This is a genomic window from Kitasatospora sp. NPDC058162 (assembly GCF_042884005.1).
Classification (GTDB): domain Bacteria; phylum Actinomycetota; class Actinomycetes; order Streptomycetales; family Streptomycetaceae; genus Kitasatospora.
The window spans coordinates 1-19,297 of record NZ_JBHVUS010000067.1 but is presented as its reverse complement, the minus strand read 5'-3'; the positions used below and the strand labels follow the sequence as shown (position 1 = coordinate 19,297).

Below are 19,297 nucleotides of genomic sequence, written 5' to 3'. Positions count from 1 at the left end.
GTGTGGGGTTCCCAAAAATCATCCAGCCCCCGGCGCGCCCACCCCCGGAACCGCCCCCGGACCCACCCACCCTCCCGAGAGCCCACCACCCCACCCCAGCCCCGCGCAGCGGCCCCCACAAACACCAACGACCCGCTCCCCCCAAAGGGAAAACGGGCCGTCAGCCACAAACCAAGAGGTCAGCGCCTCCGCACCCCCACCGCCAACTCCCCAGCCAGCGCACGAACAGCGTCCAACCCCGCCGCCTCGTCCTCCCCAGCCTCCAGGATCCGCTTCACGAACGCAGACCCCACGATCACCCCGTCCGCGAACCGAGCGACCTCCGCCGCCTGCTCCGCGTTGGAGACCCCGAGCCCGACACAGACCGGCAGGTCAGTGACAGCCCGGGTCCGGGCGACGAGGTCCTCCGCCAGCGACCCCACCGCCGACCGCGTCCCGGTCACCCCCATGACGGCGGCCGCGTACACGAACCCGCTCCCCGCCGCCGTGACCTCCGCCAGCCGCGCGTCCTTGCTGCTGGGCGCGACCACGAACACGGTGTCGAGCCCGTGCTCGTCCGCCGCCTTGCGCCACTCCTCGGACTCCTCCACCGGCAGGTCCGGCAGGATGCACCCCGCCCCGCCCGCCGCCGCCAGGTCGGCCGCGAACCGCGCCACCCCGTAGCGGTCGACCGGGTTCCAGTAGGTCATCACCAGCACCGCCGTCTCCGGGTGGGCGGCAGCCACCTCCTGGACGGTCCGCAGCACGTCCTTGATCCGCACCCCGCCCCGCAGCGCGATGTCGTCCGCGGTCTGGATCACGGCCCCGTCCAGGACCGGGTCGGAGTGCGGCAGCCCGATCTCGACGACGTCACACCCGCCCTCGATCAGCGCGTTGACCGCCCGGATCCCGCCGTCGACCGTGGGGAACCCCGCCGGCAGGTACCCGATCAGCGCAGCCCGGTCCTCGGCCTTGGCACCCGCCAACACAGCACTCAGCTTCGAAGCCATGATCACTTACCCCCCTCAACAGAGCCGCCGGCCGCACCGTCCGAGCCGCCGGAGCCGCCAGAGCCGCCGGCAGGCGAGTCGTACAGCCCGAAGTACTGCGCCGCCGTGTGCATGTCCTTGTCCCCGCGCCCGGACAGCGAGACCAGGATGGTCGCCTCCGGCCCGAGCTCGCGCCCCAGCTCCAGCGCCCCGGCGAGCGCGTGGGCGCTCTCGATGGCCGGGATGATGCCCTCCGTACGGGACAGCAGCCGCAACGCCTGCATCGCCGCGTCATCGGTCACCGGCCGGTACTCCGCCCGCCCGGTGTCCTTCAGCCACGCGTGCTCCGGCCCGACGCCGGGGTAGTCCAGCCCCGCCGAGATGGAGTGCGACTCGATGGTCTGCCCGTCCTCGTCCTGGAGGACGTACGTCCGCGACCCGTGCAGCACGCCCGGATCCCCCTTGGTGAGGGTGGCCGCGTGCCGGGGCGTCTCCGCGCCCTCCCCCGCCGCCTCGCAGCCGATCAGCCGCACGTCGGCGTCCGGGATGAACTCGTGGAAGATCCCCATCGCGTTGGACCCGCCACCGACGCACGCGACCACCGCGTCCGGCAGCCGCCCGGTCCGGTCGAGCACCTGCTGCCGCGCCTCGACCCCGATGACCCGGTGGAAGTCCCGGACCATCATCGGGAAGGGGTGCGGCCCGGCGACCGTCCCGAACAGGTAGTGGGTGGAGTCGACGTTGGCGACCCAGTCCCGGAACGCCTCGTTGATGGCGTCCTTGAGCGTGCGCGACCCGGACTTCACCGCGATGACCTCGGCCCCGAGCATCCGCATCCGGGCGACGTTGAGCGCCTGGCGCTCGGTGTCGACCTCGCCCATGTAGATGGTGCAGTCGAAGCCGAACAGGGCGCAGGCGGTGGCGGTGGCCACCCCGTGCTGGCCGGCGCCGGTCTCGGCGATGATCCGGGTCTTGCCCATCCGCCTGGTGAGCAGGGCCTGGCCCAGCACGTTGTTGATCTTGTGCGAGCCGGTGTGGTTGAGGTCCTCGCGCTTGAGCAGGATCCGCGCCCCGCCCGCCTCGGCGGAGAAGCGGTGCACGTCGGTCAGCGGGCTCGGGCGCCCGGTGTAGTCCTTGAGCAGCCCGTCGAGCTCGGCGGCGAAGGCCGGGTCGGCCTTGGCCTTCTCGTACTCCTCGGCGACCTGCTCGACCGCGGCGACCAGCGCCTCGGGGATGAAGCGGCCGCCGTACGCGCCGAAGTAGCCGCGGGCGTCCGGCACCTGGGCGCCGGGCAGGTAGTCCTTCTCGGACATGTGGTTTCCCTTGACGGAGATGGATGACAGTGACGTCTGATCGGCTGGTTCAGCCGTGCGTCACGCGCCATCGCCGTCCCGGCACCTGACCCGGCTCGCACCCGATCACGTACCGCACCCGACGCCCCAGCACCCGGCGTGCGGGAGCACGGCAGCCGCGCGGGCGGCAGCCGGGGGCGAGTCGGGTGGCGATCTTCATCGGGGCGGTGTCAGTCCTTGTGCCGGACGGCGGGGTGGGCCCCGGCCGCGACCAGGTCGGCGACGGCGGCCCGCGGGTCCTTGCCGGTCACCAGCGACTCGCCGACCAGTACGGCGTCGGCGCCGAGGTTGGCGTAGTTGATCACGTCCAGCGGGCCGCGCACACCGGACTCGGCGATCTTGACGATGCCGTCCGGAATGGCGTGGGCGACGTTCTCGAAGGTGTTGCGGTCCACTTCGAGGGTCTTCAGGTTGCGGGCGTTGACGCCGATGATCCGCGCCCCGGCGTCCACCGCGCGCTTGATCTCCTCCTCGTCGTGCACCTCGACCAGCGGCGTGAGGCCGATCGACTCGGCGCGCTCGATCAGCGACACCAGGGCCGGCTGGTCGAGGGCGGCGACGATCAGCAGCGCGAGGTCGGCGCCGTGCGCGCGGGCCTCCCACAGCTGGTAGGCGGTGACGATGAAGTCCTTGCGCAGCAGCGGGGTGTCCACGGCGGCGCGGACGGCGTCCAGGTCGGCGAGCGAGCCACCGAAGCGGCGCTGCTCGGTCAGCACGCTGATCGCGGCGGCACCGCCGGCCGCGTAGTCGCGGGCCAGGGCCGCCGGGTCGGCGATCGAGGCGAGCGCGCCCTTGGACGGGCTGGAGCGCTTGACCTCGCAGATCACCCGGATCCCCTCGCCCTTGAGGGCGGCGACGCCGTCCTTGGCCTCCGGGGCCTTGGCCGCGAGTGCCTTGAGCTCGTCCAGGGAGACCCGGGCCTGCCGCTCGGCGAGGTCCTCGCGGACCCCTTCGATGATCGAGTCGAGCACACTCACTCAGGAGCCCCCATCATTTCTGCTGGTTCGCCAGCGCGAGCCGGACGGGCGGGGGCCCGTCGGCCCTTCGATGGTATCGGCACCGGGGGGCGCGCAGCGCATCGGTCCGGCGCGCGTCTCGCGGAGCGGGACACTCCCTCCGGCGGCTCTCAACTGCGCCTTCACCCGGTCTCCACCGGCCCGAACCGCTCGGACCCCGGCCTGAACCGCCCCACCTCCGGCCTGAAGCCACCAGCCCCGGTCTGAAGCATTCGCCCCCGGCTCAGATCACCGGCGGAGCCAGCCCCGCCCCCACCGGCAGGTTCCGCACCACCTCGAACACCAGCACCAGCAGCCCGATCAGCGCCCACCGCCGCCCGCCCACCGAGACCCGGACCGGCGGCCCGCCGGTCAGCGCGGCCCAGGCCCAGCGCAGCCAGAGCAGCGCCAGCACGGCGAGCAGCAGGACGGCCACCGCATTGTCGTGCAGCGCCCCGGTGAGGTCCCCGTGGGTCAGCGCGTGGACGCAGCGCAGGCCCCCGCAGCCGGGGCACCACCAGCCGGTGGCGGCCAGGAAGGGGCAGTCGGGGTAGTGCCCGGGGGCGTTCGGGTCCACCGCCGCGACGTACCCGGCGGGAACGGCCACCGCCGCCAGCGCGGCCAGCGGCGGACCCATCCGGCGCAGCACGGGCGGCGGGGCGGAGGCGGTGGGGGCGGCGTTCACGCCCCGATTGTGCCCGCGCCGGGCCCGGACAGAACGAAACGGCGGGCGTGGCGCGCCCGCCGTTCGGTTGTGCGAATACCCGCTGGTCAGGCGGCGGCGACGGCCTCGCGGGCCTCGATGGCCGCCTTGCGCGCCGCGGTCTGCTCCGCGACCGACTTGTAGACGTTGGTGCTGGGCTGCGCGCCCATGCCGGCCATCGACATGGCCTTGCCGACGATGCCGCCCACCACGACGACCGCCAGACCGGCCCAGACGAGCAGCGGCGACGGCAGGATCATCGCGACGCCCGCGATGCCGAAGCCGACGAAGGAGATGACGACGCCGGTCCAGGCGGCGGGGTTGTGGCCGTGTGCTGCTGCTGACATCGATGGTGCTCCTAGGCTCTCGGGGCCCGGCCGGGCCTGCGGGGCCGCCGGCGGGTTGACGGCTCCCATTGTGCCGGGCCACACACCGGCCCCCCAAAGCGGGTGGCCCGTCTATCGCGTCACACCGGTGGAGGCCCTAGACCGCCGTCGGGTCCTCGCCCCGGTCCAGGGCCTTCCACAGGTCCCCGGGGGTGTCGGCCTTCGCCGGGGCCTTGCGGGTCGGCGCCTCGTAGCGGCTGCCCATGGCCGGCCAGCGGCGGCCGTAGCGCAGGGTGATCAGGCCGGCCACGGCCAGCAGCAGCCCGCCGGCCAGGGCGACCCAGGGCCAGCCGGTGTGCGACACCTCGGTGGCGGCCGAGCCGGCCAGCGCCAGCTTGCCGGAGGCGGCGGTGTCCAGGGCTGCGGTGTCCGAGGCCCCGGCCGCCGAGGCGGCGGCCGCGCCGAGCCCGGCCAGCAGGGTCAGCGCGCCGACCGCGAGCCGGCCGGCGCCCCGCACCGCGAACACCGCGACGGCCGCGGCCAGGCCCACCAGGGCCAGCCCGCCGGGCAGTTCGGAGATCTTGCCGCCGGTGACGGACACGTCCAGGGTGCCGGCCCGGCCCTCGGCCCAGATCCGCCCGGCCGCGGTCAGCACCAGTACGGCGCTCAGCACGGTCAGCAGCAGCATCACGCCGAGCATGCGGCGGCCGCCCGCGGACGGGGCGGGAGCGGCGGGGGCGGGGGTCTGGTCTGCAGCGGTCACCCGTCCACTATCCCCCGGGCCACGCCCTACGCCGTACCCGGGGTCCTACGCCGTACCCCGGGTGGGGAACTCGTCCGTCCGCAGCACCACCGTGCGCCCGCCCAGTGACAGGAACAGGTCGTTGCCGAAGGGCACCCGCTCGGCCTCCCGGTAGACCCCGCCGGGGGCGGGCGCGGTGTGCACGGTGCAGGCGGCGGCCGCCGGGTCGACCACCACGTACAGCGGCACGCCGCTCTCCGCGCAGGCCCGCGCCCAGGTGTGGTCGCGGCCCGGGTGCGTGACCTCCAGCACGGCTTCGACGTCGGCGGCCGCGTACCGGCCCCGGGCGTTGTGGGCGGCACCGACGGCGACCACCGCCAGGTCCGGGGCGAGCGGGCCGTGGGCGGCCGGGAAGTCCAGCAGGACGCGGGACAACACCCGCCCCCGGCCCCCGAGTTCACGCCCGATCTGCACGGCGGCGCCGAACACGACCTCCCAGCGCAGCTCGTCGTACGGCACCTCGGGCATCCCGGCCGCCTCCTCACGCCTCAGGACAGTTCCGGCCTCCGCAGCGTATTGGCGGTGGCGACGGCCCGCAGCACGGCGGCCGCCTTGTTGCGGCACTCGGTGTCCTCGCCGTGCGGGTCCGAGTCGGCGACCACGCCCGCGCCCGCCTGCACGTACGCGGTGCCGTCGCGCAGCACCGCGGTGCGGATCGCGATGGCGGTGTCCGAGTCCCCGGCGAAGTCCAGGTAGCCGACGCAGCCGCCGTACAGGCCGCGGCGGGTGGGCTCCAGCTCCTCGATGATCCGCATCGCCCGCGGCTTGGGCGCGCCGGACAGGGTGCCCGCCGGGAAGCAGGCCGTCAGCACGTCGAAGGCGCTCCGCCCGGGGGCGACCTTGCCGGTCACCGTCGAGACGATGTGCATCACGTGGCTGTAGCGCTCGATCTGCATGAAGTCGACCACCTCGACGCTGCCCGGCTGGCAGACCCGCCCCAGGTCGTTGCGGCCCAGGTCGACCAGCATCAGGTGCTCGGCCCGTTCCTTGGGGTCGGCCAGCAGCTCGGCGGCCAGCGCCGCGTCCTCGTGCGGGGTCGCGCCGCGGTGCCGGGTCCCGGCGATCGGGTGCAGCATCGCCTCCCCCTCGGTGACCTTGACCAGCGCCTCCGGGCTGGAGCCGACCACGTCGAAGCCGCCCTCGGCGCCGCCGTCCGGGCCGGGGAACCGGAACAGGTACATGTACGGGCTCGGGTTGGTGGTGCGCAGCACCCGGTAGACGTCCAGCGCGGAGGCCGGGCAGGGCGCCTCGAAGCGCTGCGAGGGCACCACCTGGAAGGCCTCGCCGGCCCGGATCCGCTCCTTGATCTCCTCCACCGCGGCCCGGTACGGCGCCCCGCCGAACGGCGAGTGCACCTCGCCCGGGCCGGCCGGGGTGAAGGTCGCCAGGCCCGGGTCGACCGGCTTCAGCAGGCCGGATTCCATCTCGTCCAGCCGCGCCACCGCGTCCGCGTACGCCTCGTCCACGCCGCTGGACAGGTCGTTGTGGTTGACGGCGTTGGCGATCAGCAGCACCGTGCCGTCGGAGTGGTCGAGCACCGCGAGGTCGGTGGCCAGCAGCATGGTCAGTTCGGGCAGCTTCAGGTCGTCCGGGTTCAGGTCCGGCAGCTTCTCCAGCCGGCGGACGACGTCGTACCCGAGGTAGCCGACCAGGCCGCCGGTCAGCGGCGGCAGGCCGTCGTCGGCACGCCGCGGGGTGTGCAGCGCCTCCAGGGCGGCCCGCAGCACCTCCAGCGGGTCCCCGGCGGTCGGGATGCCGACCGGCGGGGTGCCCAGCCAGCGGGCGTTGCCGTCCGCGTCGGCGGTCAGCGCGGCGGCGCTGCGCACCCCTACGAAGGAGTAGCGCGACCAGCTGCCCTGCTCGGCGGACTCCAGCAGGAAGGTGCCCGGGCGCTCCTCGGCGAGGCTGCGGTACAGGCCGATCGGGGTGAGACCGTCCGCGAGGAGCCTGCGGGTGACCGGGATGACCCGGGTGTCGACGGCGAGCTTGCGGAAGGCTTCGAGGTCCATGCGGGGCGGCACCTTCTGGGTTCTGGAGTCGGCTGTGGTCAGGAGAGCGGGAGCACGTCAGCGTCGAAGCAGGTCCGGTCGCCGGTGTGGCAGGCGGCACCGGACTGGTCGACCTTCACCAGCAGGGTGTCGCCGTCGCAGTCCAGCGCCACGGACTTGACCACCTGCACGTGCCCGGAGGTGTCCCCCTTCACCCAGTACTCGCTGCGGCTGCGGCTCCAGTAGGTGCAGCGGCCGGTGGTCAGCGTGCGGTGCAGCGCCTCGTCGTCCATCCAGCCCAGCATCAGCACCTCGCCGGTGTCGTACTGCTGCGCGACGGCCGGGACCAGGCCGTCCTCGGTGCGCTTGAGGCGGGCGGCGATCGCGGGGTCCAGGGCGGTGGAGCCGGGGGCGGCGGGTGTGGTGGACATGGGGCCATTGTGTCAGCCCCTCCGGGCGGCAAACCGTTCGCGGGCGTCCCGTTCGGGGCCACTTCCGCCAACCGCCTGCCGGGCACGGCCCCGGTGGGCCATCCTCTGGCCATGACCTCCGAGCAGCAGCCGCCCCGAGCCGCCGCCCCCCGTCCGCCCCGGAGCCTGGTGATCACCGTCGCCGCCGTCCTGGCCGTGCTGCTCGCGGTGGTGGCCACCGTGGTGCTCTGGCCGGAGGACGCCCCGAAGCCCGCCGCGGCCCCGCCCCCGCCCTCGGCCACCCCGACCCCCACCCCCACGCCGACACCGACGCCGACCCCCACCAAGCCGCTGCCCCCGTACGCCTGGTTCCCGGTCGGCACCTGCTTCGACCACCCCCAACTCAGCCCGGTCATCACCAAGGCCGAGCCCCGCCCCTGCACCGGCGACCACGACGGCGAGGTCATCGCGAACCTCCAGCTCCCCGACGGCCTCACCGGCGAGATCCCCCTCGCCCTCGCCATGCGCGACGGCTGCAAGCCCGCCGAAACCGCCGCCGAATCCCACCAACCCCCCGGCCGGACCTACTACCCCCGCCAGTTCGGCCCCGCCCTGGCCAACTACAAGGACGGCTGGCGCGACTACACCTGCACCCTCACCTCCGGCAGCAAGCAGGGCAGCCCCAAACTCACCGGCCAGCTGCACCCCTGAGGCCCGGCTTCGCCCCGCGGACGGGAGAGCGACAACAGACCCTAGGCTTGCCACCATGTCGAACCACGCCCTCGCCGAACGCCACCGCCTCGCCGAACTCCTCACCGCCGCAGGGCCGGACGCGCCGACCCTGTGCGCCGGGTGGACCACCCGGGACCTCGCCGCCCACCTGGTGATCCGCGAGCGCCGACCCGACGCCGCGGCCGGCATCCGGGTCGCCGCCCTGGCCGGCCGGACGAAGCGCATCCAGGACGACTACGCGTCACGCCCGTACGAGGAACTGGTCCGACTCTTCCGCGCCGGCCCGCCCGTCTACTCCCTCTTCGCCCTCCCCGGCGCCGACGAAGCGGCCAACACCGTCGAGTACTTCGTCCACGCCGAGGACGTCGCCCGGGCCGGCGAGGAGTGGACCGCCCAGCCCGTCCCGCCGGGTCGCGCCGAGGCCCTGTGGCGCCGGCTCCCCATGATCGCCCGCTTCGAGGCCGGGCGCCGCTCCCCCGTCCGCCTCACCCTGACCCGCCCCGACGGCGAGTCCCTCACCGTCGGCCCCGCCGGTGCCCCCGTCGTCGACCTCACCGGCGACCCCGGCGACCTCGTGCTCTTCACCTACGGCCGCGGCGCCCGCACCACCCTCACCGTCGACGGCCCCCAGGACGCCGTCGAGGCCCTGCGCCACGTCCTGCCGCTGCCGTAAGCAGCCCGCACCCCGCTGCGCGGGAAGTCGGCCGGGCCGACTTCCTGCGCAGCGGGCAGGGATCCAGCGGTCACCGTTCCTTACGGCGTGAGCCGGTTCGGGCCGCGGAAGAGGAAGGTGGCCTCGCGGATCGAGGGCAGGCCGAGCAGGACCATCAGGACCCGGCCGAGACCCATGCCGAAGCCTCCGTGCGGCGGGCAGCCGTAGCGGAAGGCGTTCAGGTAGTCCCGCATCGGCTCCGGGGTGAGGCCCTGCTGGGCGGCCTGCTCCAGCAGCACGTCGTACCGGTGCTCGCGCTGGGCGCCGGTGGTGATCTCCAGGCCCTTCCAGAGCAGGTCGAAGCTCAGGGTCACCCCGGGGTCGTCGGCGGGCCGCCGGTGGTAGAACGGCCGGATGCCGACCGGGTAGTGGGTGATGAAGGCGAACTCGTGCCCGGTGGCCTCCTTGAGGTGGGCCGCGATGGCCCGCTCCCCCTCCGGGTCCAGGTCCTCCTTGACCCCCTCCGGGTCCCAACCGCCCTCGCGGAGGATCTCCTGCGCCTCGGCCATGGTGATCCGGGGGAAGGGCGTCGTGGGCACGGTGACCTCGACGCCGAAGTGCTCGGCGATCGCCTCCCCGTGCCGGTCCGCGACCTTGCCGATGGCGTGGGCGAGCATCCGCTCCTCGAACTCCATCACCTCCTCGACGCCGTCGATCCAGGCCAACTCCACGTCCACGCCGGTGAATTCGGTGGCGTGCCGGGAGGTGAAGGACGGTTCGGCGCGGAAGACGGGACCGATCTCGAAGACCTTGTCGATGCCGGCCGCGATCGCCATCTGCTTGAAGAACTGCGGCGACTGCGCCAGGTAGGCGCTGCGGCCGAAGTAGCCGAGCTCGAAGACCTCCGCGCCGGACTCCGAGGCGGTGCCCATGAGCTTGGGGGTGTGCATCTCGGTGGCACCCTGCCCGTGGGCGTACTCGCGCAGGCCCTGTTCCAGGGTGGTCTGGACGGCGAAGAGCAGCTGCGCGGCGGGACGGCGGCGCACGTCCAGGAAGCGCCAGTCCAGCCGCTGTTCCGGACCAGTGCGGTCGTCGATCGGCAGCGGGGTGGCGGCCGGGTTCAGGACCTCGACCGCCTCGGGGACGAGCTCCAGGCCGCCGAGCTTGACCTGCGCCGCCTCGACGACACGGCCGGTGATCCGTACGGCGGACTCGGGGGTGAGCGCTTCGAGCCGGGCCTCCAGCGGCCCGCCGTCCCGCCGGTGGGTGATCTGCACCAGCCCGGTGCCGTCCCGCACGATGACGAACTGCATCGCGCGCTGCAGGCGCAGGCTGTGCACCCAGCCGCAGACGGAGACGGTACGGCCGAGGTGTTCTCGCAGGTCGGAGACGTGTACGCGGCTGTGGATCATTGAGGTCCTCCGAAGGACATCGTCATGATCCCTTGGGAGTGCGGGCGAGAAGGGTGACTCGCGGTACCACCGCACTTTCGCCGCCACCGGAGCAGCGGCCTCGTTCGGGCCCGGTGACGGGGGCCGGCCGGCGGGGCATTGGACCACCGGGTTCGGGGTCGTTCCTCCCCGCGCTCAGGAGGGTCTTCGCCTCGGGGCGCGAGACCGCCTTCCCAGCTTCCGGCGGTTCTCTCTGCTCGCGTGATCCCTGGCTACTCGTCTCCGTCGACGCGTTGCCCGGCAGGATACGAAGCCGGTGGCATCGGTGGCAATCGGATATCCGCGCGGACGGGCTCCCCGGCCGCGCCGCCCGGGCTGCGGATGTCAGTACCCGGGTGCAGACTCGCAGGTGGCCGGGGAGGGGGCGTCCGCGCGCCCGACGGAACCGTCCCGGTCACTCTCCGTCGAAGGGGCACCACCTCATGCTCACCACCGACTTCCCCATCGGCTCGCCCTGCTGGATCGACCTGGGCAGCCCGGACATCCAGGCCACGGCCGGCTTCTACGGCAAGGTGTTCGGCTGGACGTTCACGGAGGTCCCCGATGCGATGGGCTACGGCTTCCTCCAGCTGAACGGCAAGACCGTCGGCGCGATCGGCAACCTCGACGCGGGCGCGCGGTCCGCCTGGACGACGTACTTCCGCGTCGCCGACGTGGACGCCACCGCCAAGGCGGCCGAGCAGGCGGGTGGCGCCGTCCGGGTCCCGCCGATGGACGTCATGCAGGAGGGCCGGTTCGCCGCGCTGACCGATCCGCAGGGCGCCGAGTTCGCGGTCTGGCAGGCCCGGAACACGGTCGGTCTGGACGCCGTGTCCGAGGACAACACGCTGGTCTGGTCCGAGCTGCACACCAAGGACCAGGACGGCGGTTTCTCCTTCTACCAGGGCCTGTTCGGCTGGCGGGTGGAGAACTTCGAGCCGTCCCCGGGGATGAGCTACCGGGTGATCTCCACCGCCGAGGGCGACCAGCAGCAGACGAGCTTCGGCGGCATCGCCCCGACGATGCAGCCGGACCAGCCCTCCGCCTGGACGCCGTACTTCGCCGCCAACGACGTGGACGCGCTGATCGTCAAGGTGACGGCGGCCGGCGGCACCGTGCTGATGCCGGCCGCGGACGTGGAGAACGTCGGCCGGATCGCCTGGGTGGCGGACCCGAACGGCGCCCCGTTCGCCCTGATCAAGGGCGAGCCGCGCGAGTCCTGAGCACGCGAAAGGGCCCGCCGCTCACCAGGAGCAGCGGGCCCTCACGCACGACCGAACACATCAGCGGACGGGGTGCCCGGCCTCCCGCAGCGCGTTCTTGACCTCGCCGATCCGCAGGTCCCCGAAGTGGAAGACGCTGGCCGCGAGGACGGCGTCCGCGCCCGCCTCGACGGCCGGCGCGAAGTCGGCGAGCTTGCCGGCCCCGCCGGAGGCGATGACCGGCACGGAGACGGCCTTGCGCACCGCCCGGATCATCTCCAGGTCGTAGCCGTCCTTGGTGCCGTCGGCGTCCATCGAGTTGAGCAGGATCTCGCCCGCACCCAACTCGGCCGCGCGGCCCGCCCATTCGACGGCGTCCAGGCCGGTGCCCCGGCGCCCGCCGTGGGTGGTGACCTCGTAGCCGGAGGCGGTCTCCACGCCCTCGCCGCAGCGCCGGGCGTCCACCGAGAGCACCAGCACCTGCCGGCCGAAGCGCTGGGCGATCTCGCGGACCAGTTCGGGCCGGGCGATGGCCGCGGTGTTGACCCCGACCTTGTCGGCGCCGGCCCGCAGCAGCTGGTTCACGTCCTCGACGGCGCGGATGCCGCCGCCGACGGTCAGCGGGATGAACACCTGCTCGGCGGTGCGGCGGACCACGTCGTAGGTGGTCTCGCGGTCGCCGGAGGACGCGGTGATGTCGAGGAAGGTTAGCTCGTCGGCGCCTTCGGCGTCGTAGAGCTTGGCCATCTCGACCGGGTCGCCGGCGTCGCGCAGGTTCTGGAAGTTGACGCCCTTGACCACCCGCCCGGCGTCCACGTCCAGGCAGGGGATGACACGTACGGCGAGGGTCACGGCTGCTTGCCTTCCAGGGCTTCCAGGGTCATTGCCAGCCCGGTGCGGTACGCGTCGAGTTCGACCTCGACCATCATCCGGGAGTCGATCAGCCCGTCGACCACCACCATGGTGGCCACCGGGCGTGCGGCGTCGAAGAGTTGGCGGTGGGCGCGGCCCACCTCCTCGGCGTCGCGGGCGTGGGTGATGTACATCCGGGTGCGGACGACGTCGTCCGCGGTCAGACCGTACGCGGCCAGGGCCGAGAGCCCGACGCCGAACGCGGCGAGGGTCTGCCGGTACGGGTCGCCCTCGTGCTCGATCCGGCCGTTCACCCAGGCGGTGGACCCGGCCACGTGCACGTGGTCGCCCGCGGCGACCGCCCGGGAGTAGCCGAACTCCTCCTCCCAGGGGGAGAAGCCCGTCACCCGGCCGCGTACGATCCGACCTTCGGTCATCCGGAAACCGCCTCCAGCGCCTCTTCGAGGGTGAACTTCTGCTCGTAGAGTGCCTTGCCCACGATGGCGCCCTCGACACCCAGTCCGACGAGACCGGCGATGGCGCGCAGGTCGTCGAGGGAGGAGACGCCGCCGGAGGCGACGACGGGGCGGTCGGTGGCGGCGCAGACGTCGCGCAGCAGCTGGAGGTTGGGGCCGGTGAGGGTGCCGTCGCGGTTGACGTCGGTGACGACGTAGCGGGCGCAGCCCTCCTCGTTCAGCCGCTGCAGGACGTCGAAGAGCTGGCCGCCGTCGCGGGTCCAGCCGCGGCCGCGCAGGGTGGTGCCGACCACGTCCAGGCCGACGGCGATCTTGTCGCCGTGCTCGGCGATGGCCTTGGCGACCCACTCGGGGGCCTCCAGGGCGGCGGTGCCGAGGTTGACCCGGGTGCAGCCGGTGGCGAGGGCGCGGGCGAGCGACTCGTCGTCGCGGATGCCGCCGGACAGCTCGACCTTGATGTCCAGCTGGCCGGTGACCTCGCGCAGCAGCTCGTAGTTGGTGCCGGTGCCGAAGGCGGCGTCGAGGTCGACCAGGTGGAGCCACTCGGCGCCGGCGTTCTGCCAGGCGAGGGCGGCGGCCAGCGGCTCGCCGAAGGAGGTCTCGGTGCCGGAGGCGCCCTTGACCAGACGGACGGCCTGGCCGTCGCGGACGTCGACGGCGGGCAGCAGCTCAAGGCTCATCAGTAACAACTCTCAGATGGTCAGAGGGTGTTGACCCAGTTGGTCAGCAGGGCGGCGCCGGCGTCGCCGGACTTCTCGGGGTGGAACTGGGTGGCCCAGAGCGGGCCGTTCTCGATCGCGGCGACGAACGGCTGCCCGTGGGTGGCCCAGGTGACCAGCGGCGGGTTGATCCGCGCGCTGTGGGTCTCCAGCTCCCAGTGCCGCACGCCGTAGGAGTGCACGAAGTAGAAGCGGGTCTCCGGGTCGAGGCCGGCGAACATCCGGCTGCCCTCGGGAACGTCCACGGTGTTCCAGCCCATGTGCGGGACGACCGGGGCGTCCAGCGGCTCGACGGTACCGGGCCACTCGTCGCAGCCGGCCGTCTCCACGCCGTGCTCGACGCCCTTCTCGAAGAGGATCTGCATGCCGACGCAGATGCCCATGACCGGGCGGCCCCCGGCGAGCCGGCGGCCGATGATCCAGTCGCCGCGGACGGACTTGAGGCCGCGCATGCACGCCTCGAAGGCGCCCACGCCGGGGACGAGCAGGCCGTCCGCGGCCATCGCGGTGTCGTAGTCGGAGCTGACCGTGACGTTCGCCCCGGTCCGCTCCAGGGCGCGCTGCGCGGAGCGGAGGTTGCCGGAGCCGTAGTCGAGGACGACGACGTTCTTGCCCATGTTCAGGTGTCCAGTCTCTCTGCTACGGGTGTTACAGACGCATGAGGCCGGAGCCCAGGCACATCACGGAACCGATGGCCAGCACCAGGATGACGCCCTTCGGCAGCTTCTGCTTCCAGAAGGAGATCACCCCGCCGGCCAGGAAGAGGCCGACGAACAGCAGGATCGTCGCGGTCTTGTTCACAGCGCACCCTTGGTCGAGGGAAGGATGCCGGCCGCGCGCTGGTCGCGCTCGGCGGCGTAGCGCAGCGCCCGGGCCAGCGCCTTGAACTGGCACTCCACGATGTGGTGCGCGTTGCGCCCGTACGGGACGTGCACGTGCAGCGCGATCTGCGCCTGGGCCGTGAAGGACTCCAGGATGTGCCGGGTCATCGTGGTGTCGTAGCTGCCGATCATCGGCGCCATGCCCTCGGGCTCGGTGTGCACCAGGTAGGGCCGGCCGGAGAGGTCGACGGTGACCTGGGCGAGCGACTCGTCCAGCGGCACCGTGCAGTTGCCGAAGCGGTAGATGCCGACCTTGTCGCCGAGCGCCTGCTTGAAGGCGGCGCCGAGCGCGAGGGCGGTGTCCTCGATGGTGTGGTGGGTGTCGATGTGCAGGTCGCCGTCGGTCTTGACGGTGAGGTCGAACAGACCGTGCCGGCCGAGCTGGTCGAGCATGTGGTCGTAGAAGCCGACGCCGGTGGAGATGTCGGTCTTGCCGGTGCCGTCGAGGTCTATCTCGACCAGGACGGAGGTCTCCTTGGTGGTGCGCTCGACGCGTCCGATGCGGGACATGAGGGGTTACAGCTCCTTGATCACTCTACGGACGGCGTCCAGGAAGGCGTCGTTCTCGGCGGGCGTGCCGGCGGTGACGCGCAGCCACCCGGGGACGCCGTTGTCACGGACCAGGACACCCCGGTCGAGGATGGCCTGCCACACGGCGTGGGTGTCGGCGAAGCGGCCGAACTGGACGAAGTTGGCGTCCGAGTCGGTCACCTCCAGGTCCATCGCGCGCAGCGCGTCCACCAGCCGGTCGCGCTCCTCCTTGAGCCGGCCGACGTACCCGAGCAGGGTGTCGGTGTGCTCCAGGCAGGCCAGCGCGGTGGCCTGGGTGACGGCCGACAGGTGGTACGGCAGGCGGACCAGCTGAACGGCGTCGACCACGGCCGCGTCGGCGGCCAGGTAGCCGAGGCGCAGTCCGGCGGCGCCGAAGGCCTTGGACATGGTGCGGGTGACCACCAGGTTGGGGCGGCCCTCGAGCAGCGGCAGCAGCGAGGCGCGGTGCGAGAACTCGACGTACGCCTCGTCCACGATCACCAGGCTGGGCCGGGCGGCCTGCGCGGCCTCGTACAGCCGCAGGACCGTCTCCGCCCCGACGGCCGTCCCGGTCGGGTTGTTCGGCGAGCAGATGAACACCACGTTCGGCCGGTGCTCGCCGATCGCGGCGAGCGCGGCGTCCACGTCGATGGTGAAGTCGTCATTGCGCGGGCCGGAGATCCAGCCGGTGCCGGTGCCCCGGGAGATCAGCGCGTGCATCGAGTAGGAGGGCTCGAAGCCGAGCGCGGTGCGGCCGGGGCCGCCGAAGGCCTGCAGCAGCTGCTGGAGCACCTCGTTGGAGCCGTTGGCGGCCCACACCTGCTCGCGCGCGACCGGGAAGCCGGTGGTGCGGGTCAGGTACCCGGCCAGGCCCTCGCGCAGCTCGACCGCGTCGCGGTCGGGGTAGCGGTTGAGGTTGCGGGCGGCCTCGGCGACGCGCTCGGCGATCCGGGCCACCAGCTCCTCGGGCAGCCGGTACGGGTTCTCGTTGGTGTTCAGCTGGACGGGGACGTCCAACTGCGGTGCGCCGTACGGGGACTGGCCGCGCAGCTCGTCCCGGATGGGCAGGTCGTCGATGTTCGTCACGCGCCGGGAACCGTCCAATCGAACCGAGCCTTGACGGCGTCACCGTGACCGGGCAGGTCCTCGGCGTTCGCCAGGTTGACCACGTGGGCGGCGACGTCCGCCAGCGCCTGCCGGTCGTACTCGACGACCTGGACGCCGCGCAGGAAGGTCTGCACCGACAGTCCGGAGGAGTGGCAGGCGCAGCCGCCGGTCGGCAGCACGTGGTTGGAGCCGGCCGCGTAGTCGCCCAGCGAGACCGGGGTCCAGCGGCCGATGAAGATCGCGCCGGCGTTGACGACCTTGGCCGCCACGGCGTGCGGGTCGCGGGTCTGGATCTCCAGGTGTTCGGCCGCGTAGGCGTTGACCACGGCGAGGCCCTGCTCCAGGTCGTCGACCAGGATGATGCCGGACTGCCGGCCGCCGAGCGCCTCGGCGACCCGCTCGCTGTGCTTGGTCCGGCCGACCTGGGTGACCAGCTCGACCTCGACCGCGTCGGCCAGCTCCGGGGAGTCGGTGACCAGCACCGAGCCGGAGGTGGGGCCGTGCTCGGCCTGGCTGATCAGGTCGGCGGCGACGTCGCTCGGCAGCGCGCTGTCGTCGGCGAGGACGGCGATCTCGGTCGGGCCGGCCTCGGAGTCGATGCCGATCCGGCCGGCGAACAGCCGCTTGGCGGCCGCCACGTAGATGTTGCCGGGGCCGGTGACCATGTTGACCGGGGCGCACTCCTCGGTGCCCAGGGCGAACATCGCGACCGCCTGGGCGCCGCCGACGGAGTAGACCTCCTCCACGCCGAGCAGCGCGCAGGCCGCCAGGATGGTCGGGTGCACCCGGCCGCCGAACTCCTTCTGCGGCGGCGAAGTCACCGCGATGCCCCGGACGCCCGCCTCCTGGGCCGGCACCACGTTCATCACCACGGAGGACGGGTAGACCGCCAGCCCGCCCGGCACGTACAGGCCGACCCGCTCGACCGGCACCCAGCGCTGGGTGACCGTGCCGCCCGGCACCACCTGGGTGGTGTGCCCGGTGCGGCGCTGGTCGGAGTGCACGGCCCGGGCGCGGCGGATCGACTCCTCCAGCGCGGCCCGCACCTTCGGGTCCAGCGTCTCCAGGGCCTCGGCCAGCTGCTCGGCGGGCACCCGGGTGGACTCCAGCCGGACGCCGTCGAAGCGCTCGGTGATCTCGATCAGCGCCGCGACCCCGCGATGGCGTACGTCCTCGGCGATCGGCCGCACCTTCTCCAGGGCGGCCGCCACGTCGAACTCGGCACGGGGCAGCAGGTCACGCGGGTCGTCCAGCGAGCCGCGGAGGTCGATTCGAGAGATCACGCCACCCAGTGTAAGGAGTGGCCGGAACGGGTGGTCCCACATTTCAGTCCGTGATACGAAAGGCGAGACGACCGGGGGGACGGGGAAACCATGGCGGAGAGCGCCCCAGAGAGCTGGACCGACACCGAACGGAAGCTCTGGGAGGCCTTCCGCGAGGGCGAGGTCTTCGACCTCCGGTGTGGCCGGAACGACATCGACGACCCCTTCGGGGACGCCGTCTGGGGCCCCGAGCGCACGGTGAGCGCCGAGGTCCTCGCCCACCTGCTGCTGGCCGGCCCGCGGCCCACCGCCGGGCGGGTCGCCTCGCTGCGGATGAGCGGGGTGTACGTCACCGGCGCGCTCAACCTGGCCGGCGGCCACATCGACCGGTACGTCGAACTGCGCGGCTGCCGCTTCGAGCACAAGATCCTCATCTCGGAGGCCTCGGCCACCACCCTGCGGATGGTCGACTGCCTGATCCCCCGACTGGAGGCCTCCCGGCTCGCCACCACCGGCGACGTCCACCTGGCCCGCTGCCGGATCCCCGACGGCATCCGGCTCACCGACGCCAAGATCGGCACCGACCTGCTGCTCAACCTGGCCGTCATCGGCGGCGACCGCTACGGCCGCGCGGTGTCCGCCGACGGGATCACCGTCCACCAGGACTTCGAGGCCGAACGCCTGGAGACCCGCGGCGAGTTGAGCGTCCGCACGGCCCGCATAGGCGGCCGCTTCTCACTCCGCGGCGCCCAGCTGCACGCCGACCCGCAGAACCGGGTCTGCCTCAACGCCGTCCGGCTCAACGTCGGCCACACCCTCTACCTGACCAGCTCGGCCGACGGCGGCTGGTTCGGCTCCCGCAGCTACTACGGCTCCGGCTACGGCCAGAGCCCCCCGCCCGACGCACCCAGCACCCCGTTCCGCGCCTACGGCCAGGTGCGGCTCTCGGACGCCCGCTTCGAGGCCGCCTGCCTGATCTCCGGAGAATTCCACCTGGAGGGCGACGACGAGCTCTCGCTGCGCCGCATCCACACCCCCGAACTCCGGTTCACCTGCAAGATCCGGCCCACCGGCACCGTCTCCCTCTCCCGCGCCCGGGTCGGCAACCTGGTCGACACCCCGGACGCCTGGCCGCTCGGCAAGCACCTGCGGCTGACCGGCTTCGTCTACGAGAACCTCCGCCCGGTCGGACAGTTCACCGTCCAGCAGCGGATCGCCTGGCTGGAAGGCTCGACGGTCGAGTTCCAGCCGGAGTCCTACGAACAACTCGCCACCGCCCTGCGCCGCGACGGCGCCGACGACGACGCCCGCGAGGTGCTCTACGCCAAGCAGCGCCGCCGCCGCGAGACCCTCCCCCTGCCCGCCCGGGGCTGGGGCCTGGTCCAGGACGTCACCGTCGGTTACGGCTACCGCCCCGGCCGCGCCGGCCTCTGGCTCCTGCTCGCCTGGGCCCTCGGCAGCATCTGGTTCGCCACCCACCCACTGGACCCGCTCAAGGCCGACGAGAAGCCGCACTGGAACCCGGTGCTCTACACCCTCGACCGGCTGCTGCCCATCGTCGACCTCAACCAGGGCGCCTGGAACCCCGGCGAGGCCTCCCAGTGGATCTCCGCCGGCCTCGTCGTCGTCGGCTGGCTCCTCGCCTCCACCGTCCTCACCGGCGCCACCCGCCTCCTCCAACGCGGCTGACCCCCACCCCAGCCACGGCCCCCTGCACCACCCGTCGCCGCTTCGGCAAAGCCGATGCGGCGACGACTTCTGCGCAGGAAGTCGGCCAGACCGACTTCCTACGCAGAAGCCCAAAAGCCGACGTTCAACGACAAGTGAATCACCTAGCCATTCCGCCCCGCCGCGATGTGATCGCGGCGGGGCGGAATACGCACAGGTGGGCCCGTGCCCAGGGACACTC

23 protein-coding genes are annotated in these 19,297 nt (G+C 72.9%); 4 read left to right on the top strand and 19 right to left on the bottom strand.

The window, feature by feature from the left end:
- Window positions 1-179: 179 nt before the first annotated feature.
- The 10 genes from trpA to hisI form a co-directional block, all read right to left on the bottom strand.
- Window positions 180-989: a tryptophan synthase subunit alpha gene (trpA, locus tag ACFVXG_RS45350; protein ID WP_387936380.1), complete on the bottom strand. Its 810-nt coding sequence runs from the start codon at window positions 987-989 to the stop codon at window positions 180-182.
- Window positions 990-991: 2 nt separating this feature from the next.
- Complete coding sequence (gene trpB, locus ACFVXG_RS45345) at window positions 992-2,281, bottom strand: tryptophan synthase subunit beta (protein WP_387936379.1); 1,290 nt, start codon at window positions 2,279-2,281, stop codon at window positions 992-994.
- Window positions 2,282-2,330: 49 nt separating this feature from the next.
- Window positions 2,331-2,480 carry a tryptophan biosynthesis modulator TrpM gene (gene trpM, locus ACFVXG_RS45340; RefSeq protein WP_167395798.1) on the bottom strand — a complete coding sequence of 50 codons (150 nt, stop codon included), beginning with the start codon at window positions 2,478-2,480 and terminating at the stop codon, window positions 2,331-2,333.
- A 10-nt stretch (window positions 2,481-2,490) separates the two neighbouring features.
- On the bottom strand, window positions 2,491-3,297 hold the full coding sequence (gene trpC, locus ACFVXG_RS45335) for an indole-3-glycerol phosphate synthase TrpC (protein WP_387936378.1): 807 nt from the start codon (window positions 3,295-3,297) through the stop codon (window positions 2,491-2,493).
- A gap of 262 nt (window positions 3,298-3,559) precedes the next feature.
- On the bottom strand, window positions 3,560-4,000 hold the full coding sequence (locus ACFVXG_RS45330) for a DUF2752 domain-containing protein (protein ID WP_387936377.1): 441 nt from the start codon (window positions 3,998-4,000) through the stop codon (window positions 3,560-3,562).
- Window positions 4,001-4,086: 86 nt separating this feature from the next.
- Complete coding sequence (locus tag ACFVXG_RS45325; RefSeq protein WP_387936376.1) at window positions 4,087-4,365, bottom strand: HGxxPAAW family protein; 279 nt, start codon at window positions 4,363-4,365, stop codon at window positions 4,087-4,089.
- Window positions 4,366-4,501: 136 nt separating this feature from the next.
- A complete protein-coding gene (locus ACFVXG_RS45320) occupies window positions 4,502-5,044 on the bottom strand; it encodes a TIGR02234 family membrane protein (RefSeq protein ID WP_387936381.1) in 543 nt (180 codons plus the stop codon).
- A gap of 108 nt (window positions 5,045-5,152) precedes the next feature.
- Window positions 5,153-5,614, bottom strand: a complete 462-nt coding sequence (locus tag ACFVXG_RS45315) for a Uma2 family endonuclease (protein ID WP_387936375.1) — start codon at window positions 5,612-5,614, stop codon at window positions 5,153-5,155.
- Between the two features lie 20 nt (window positions 5,615-5,634).
- Window positions 5,635-7,155: an anthranilate synthase component I gene (locus ACFVXG_RS45310; RefSeq protein ID WP_387936374.1), complete on the bottom strand. Its 1,521-nt coding sequence runs from the start codon at window positions 7,153-7,155 to the stop codon at window positions 5,635-5,637.
- 38 nt (window positions 7,156-7,193) lie between these two features.
- A complete protein-coding gene (gene hisI, locus ACFVXG_RS45305) occupies window positions 7,194-7,565 on the bottom strand; it encodes a phosphoribosyl-AMP cyclohydrolase (protein WP_387936373.1) in 372 nt (123 codons plus the stop codon).
- A gap of 111 nt (window positions 7,566-7,676) precedes the next feature.
- Here hisI and ACFVXG_RS45300 point away from each other — a divergent pair, with 111 nt between their 5' ends.
- Together ACFVXG_RS45300 and ACFVXG_RS45295 are read left to right on the top strand one after the other, a co-directional pair.
- Window positions 7,677-8,255, top strand: coding sequence for a hypothetical protein (locus tag ACFVXG_RS45300; RefSeq protein ID WP_387936372.1), 579 nt, complete (start codon window positions 7,677-7,679; stop codon window positions 8,253-8,255).
- Between the two features lie 55 nt (window positions 8,256-8,310).
- The gene (locus tag ACFVXG_RS45295; protein ID WP_387936371.1) at window positions 8,311-8,949 is read left to right on the top strand and encodes a TIGR03085 family metal-binding protein; all 639 of its coding nucleotides are present in this window, start codon (window positions 8,311-8,313) and stop codon (window positions 8,947-8,949) included.
- A gap of 80 nt (window positions 8,950-9,029) precedes the next feature.
- Here ACFVXG_RS45295 and aspS read toward each other — a convergent pair whose 3' ends face one another.
- Complete coding sequence (gene aspS, locus ACFVXG_RS45290) at window positions 9,030-10,340, bottom strand: aspartate--tRNA(Asn) ligase (protein ID WP_387936370.1); 1,311 nt, start codon at window positions 10,338-10,340, stop codon at window positions 9,030-9,032.
- 461 nt (window positions 10,341-10,801) lie between these two features.
- Between aspS and ACFVXG_RS45285 the strand changes: the two genes are divergently transcribed.
- Window positions 10,802-11,581, top strand: coding sequence for a VOC family protein (locus ACFVXG_RS45285; RefSeq protein WP_387936369.1), 780 nt, complete (start codon window positions 10,802-10,804; stop codon window positions 11,579-11,581).
- Window positions 11,582-11,641: 60 nt separating this feature from the next.
- Here ACFVXG_RS45285 and hisF read toward each other — a convergent pair whose 3' ends face one another.
- From hisF to hisD, 8 genes are read right to left on the bottom strand one after another with little or no spacing between them, the layout of a single operon-like run.
- Window positions 11,642-12,412, bottom strand: coding sequence for an imidazole glycerol phosphate synthase subunit HisF (hisF, locus tag ACFVXG_RS45280; RefSeq protein ID WP_350510248.1), 771 nt, complete (start codon window positions 12,410-12,412; stop codon window positions 11,642-11,644).
- Window positions 12,409-12,849 carry a RidA family protein gene (locus ACFVXG_RS45275; RefSeq protein WP_387936368.1) on the bottom strand — a complete coding sequence of 147 codons (441 nt, stop codon included), beginning with the start codon at window positions 12,847-12,849 and terminating at the stop codon, window positions 12,409-12,411. Before ACFVXG_RS45275 ends, hisF begins: the two co-directional genes overlap by 4 nt.
- Window positions 12,846-13,571 carry a bifunctional 1-(5-phosphoribosyl)-5-((5-phosphoribosylamino)methylideneamino)imidazole-4-carboxamide isomerase/phosphoribosylanthranilate isomerase PriA gene (gene priA / locus ACFVXG_RS45270; RefSeq protein ID WP_350510257.1) on the bottom strand — a complete coding sequence of 242 codons (726 nt, stop codon included), beginning with the start codon at window positions 13,569-13,571 and terminating at the stop codon, window positions 12,846-12,848. Before priA ends, ACFVXG_RS45275 begins: the two co-directional genes overlap by 4 nt.
- Window positions 13,572-13,588: 17 nt before the next feature.
- On the bottom strand, window positions 13,589-14,224 hold the full coding sequence (hisH, locus tag ACFVXG_RS45265) for an imidazole glycerol phosphate synthase subunit HisH (RefSeq protein ID WP_387936367.1): 636 nt from the start codon (window positions 14,222-14,224) through the stop codon (window positions 13,589-13,591).
- Between the two features lie 31 nt (window positions 14,225-14,255).
- A complete protein-coding gene (locus tag ACFVXG_RS45260) occupies window positions 14,256-14,408 on the bottom strand; it encodes a hypothetical protein (RefSeq protein ID WP_350510251.1) in 153 nt (50 codons plus the stop codon).
- Window positions 14,405-14,998 (bottom strand): imidazoleglycerol-phosphate dehydratase HisB, encoded by a 594-nt coding sequence (gene hisB, locus ACFVXG_RS45255; protein WP_387936366.1) that lies wholly within the window; start codon window positions 14,996-14,998, stop codon window positions 14,405-14,407. Before hisB ends, ACFVXG_RS45260 begins: the two co-directional genes overlap by 4 nt.
- Window positions 14,999-15,004: 6 nt before the next feature.
- Window positions 15,005-16,105, bottom strand: coding sequence for a histidinol-phosphate transaminase (locus ACFVXG_RS45250; protein ID WP_387936365.1), 1,101 nt, complete (start codon window positions 16,103-16,105; stop codon window positions 15,005-15,007).
- Window positions 16,102-17,409: a histidinol dehydrogenase gene (hisD, locus tag ACFVXG_RS45245; RefSeq protein ID WP_387936364.1), complete on the bottom strand. Its 1,308-nt coding sequence runs from the start codon at window positions 17,407-17,409 to the stop codon at window positions 16,102-16,104. The genes ACFVXG_RS45250 and hisD overlap by 4 nt, the downstream gene beginning before the upstream one ends.
- Window positions 17,410-17,499: 90 nt before the next feature.
- Between hisD and ACFVXG_RS45240 the strand changes: the two genes are divergently transcribed.
- Window positions 17,500-19,077, top strand: coding sequence for an oxidoreductase (locus ACFVXG_RS45240; protein WP_387936363.1), 1,578 nt, complete (start codon window positions 17,500-17,502; stop codon window positions 19,075-19,077).
- Window positions 19,078-19,297 lie beyond the last annotated feature (220 nt).

Excerpts from the sequence above, each read along its gene's own strand:
- trpM (WP_167395798.1), bottom strand. The coding sequence starts at position 2,480 with ATGAAGATCGCCACCCGACTCGCCCCCGGCTGCCGCCCGCGCGGCTGC.
- ACFVXG_RS45310 (WP_387936374.1), bottom strand. The coding sequence starts at position 7,155 with ATGGACCTCGAAGCCTTCCGCAAGCTCGCCGTCGACACCCGGGTCATC.
- aspS (WP_387936370.1), bottom strand. The coding sequence starts at position 10,340 with ATGATCCACAGCCGCGTACACGTCTCCGACCTGCGAGAACACCTCGGC.
- ACFVXG_RS45295 (WP_387936371.1), top strand. The coding sequence starts at position 8,311 with ATGTCGAACCACGCCCTCGCCGAACGCCACCGCCTCGCCGAACTCCTC.
- ACFVXG_RS45315 (WP_387936375.1), bottom strand. The coding sequence starts at position 5,614 with ATGCCCGAGGTGCCGTACGACGAGCTGCGCTGGGAGGTCGTGTTCGGC.
- hisH (WP_387936367.1), bottom strand. The coding sequence starts at position 14,224 with ATGGGCAAGAACGTCGTCGTCCTCGACTACGGCTCCGGCAACCTCCGC.
- ACFVXG_RS45240 (WP_387936363.1), top strand. The coding sequence starts at position 17,500 with ATGGCGGAGAGCGCCCCAGAGAGCTGGACCGACACCGAACGGAAGCTC.
- ACFVXG_RS45285 (WP_387936369.1), top strand. The coding sequence starts at position 10,802 with ATGCTCACCACCGACTTCCCCATCGGCTCGCCCTGCTGGATCGACCTG.
- trpB (WP_387936379.1), bottom strand. The coding sequence starts at position 2,281 with ATGTCCGAGAAGGACTACCTGCCCGGCGCCCAGGTGCCGGACGCCCGC.
- ACFVXG_RS45325 (WP_387936376.1), bottom strand. The coding sequence starts at position 4,365 with ATGTCAGCAGCAGCACACGGCCACAACCCCGCCGCCTGGACCGGCGTC.
- ACFVXG_RS45275 (WP_387936368.1), bottom strand. The coding sequence starts at position 12,849 with ATGACCGAAGGTCGGATCGTACGCGGCCGGGTGACGGGCTTCTCCCCC.
- ACFVXG_RS45300 (WP_387936372.1), top strand. The coding sequence starts at position 7,677 with ATGACCTCCGAGCAGCAGCCGCCCCGAGCCGCCGCCCCCCGTCCGCCC.
- hisB (WP_387936366.1), bottom strand. The coding sequence starts at position 14,998 with ATGTCCCGCATCGGACGCGTCGAGCGCACCACCAAGGAGACCTCCGTC.
- ACFVXG_RS45320 (WP_387936381.1), bottom strand. The coding sequence starts at position 5,044 with ATGCTCGGCGTGATGCTGCTGCTGACCGTGCTGAGCGCCGTACTGGTG.
- hisI (WP_387936373.1), bottom strand. The coding sequence starts at position 7,565 with ATGTCCACCACACCCGCCGCCCCCGGCTCCACCGCCCTGGACCCCGCG.
- trpA (WP_387936380.1), bottom strand. The coding sequence starts at position 989 with ATGGCTTCGAAGCTGAGTGCTGTGTTGGCGGGTGCCAAGGCCGAGGAC.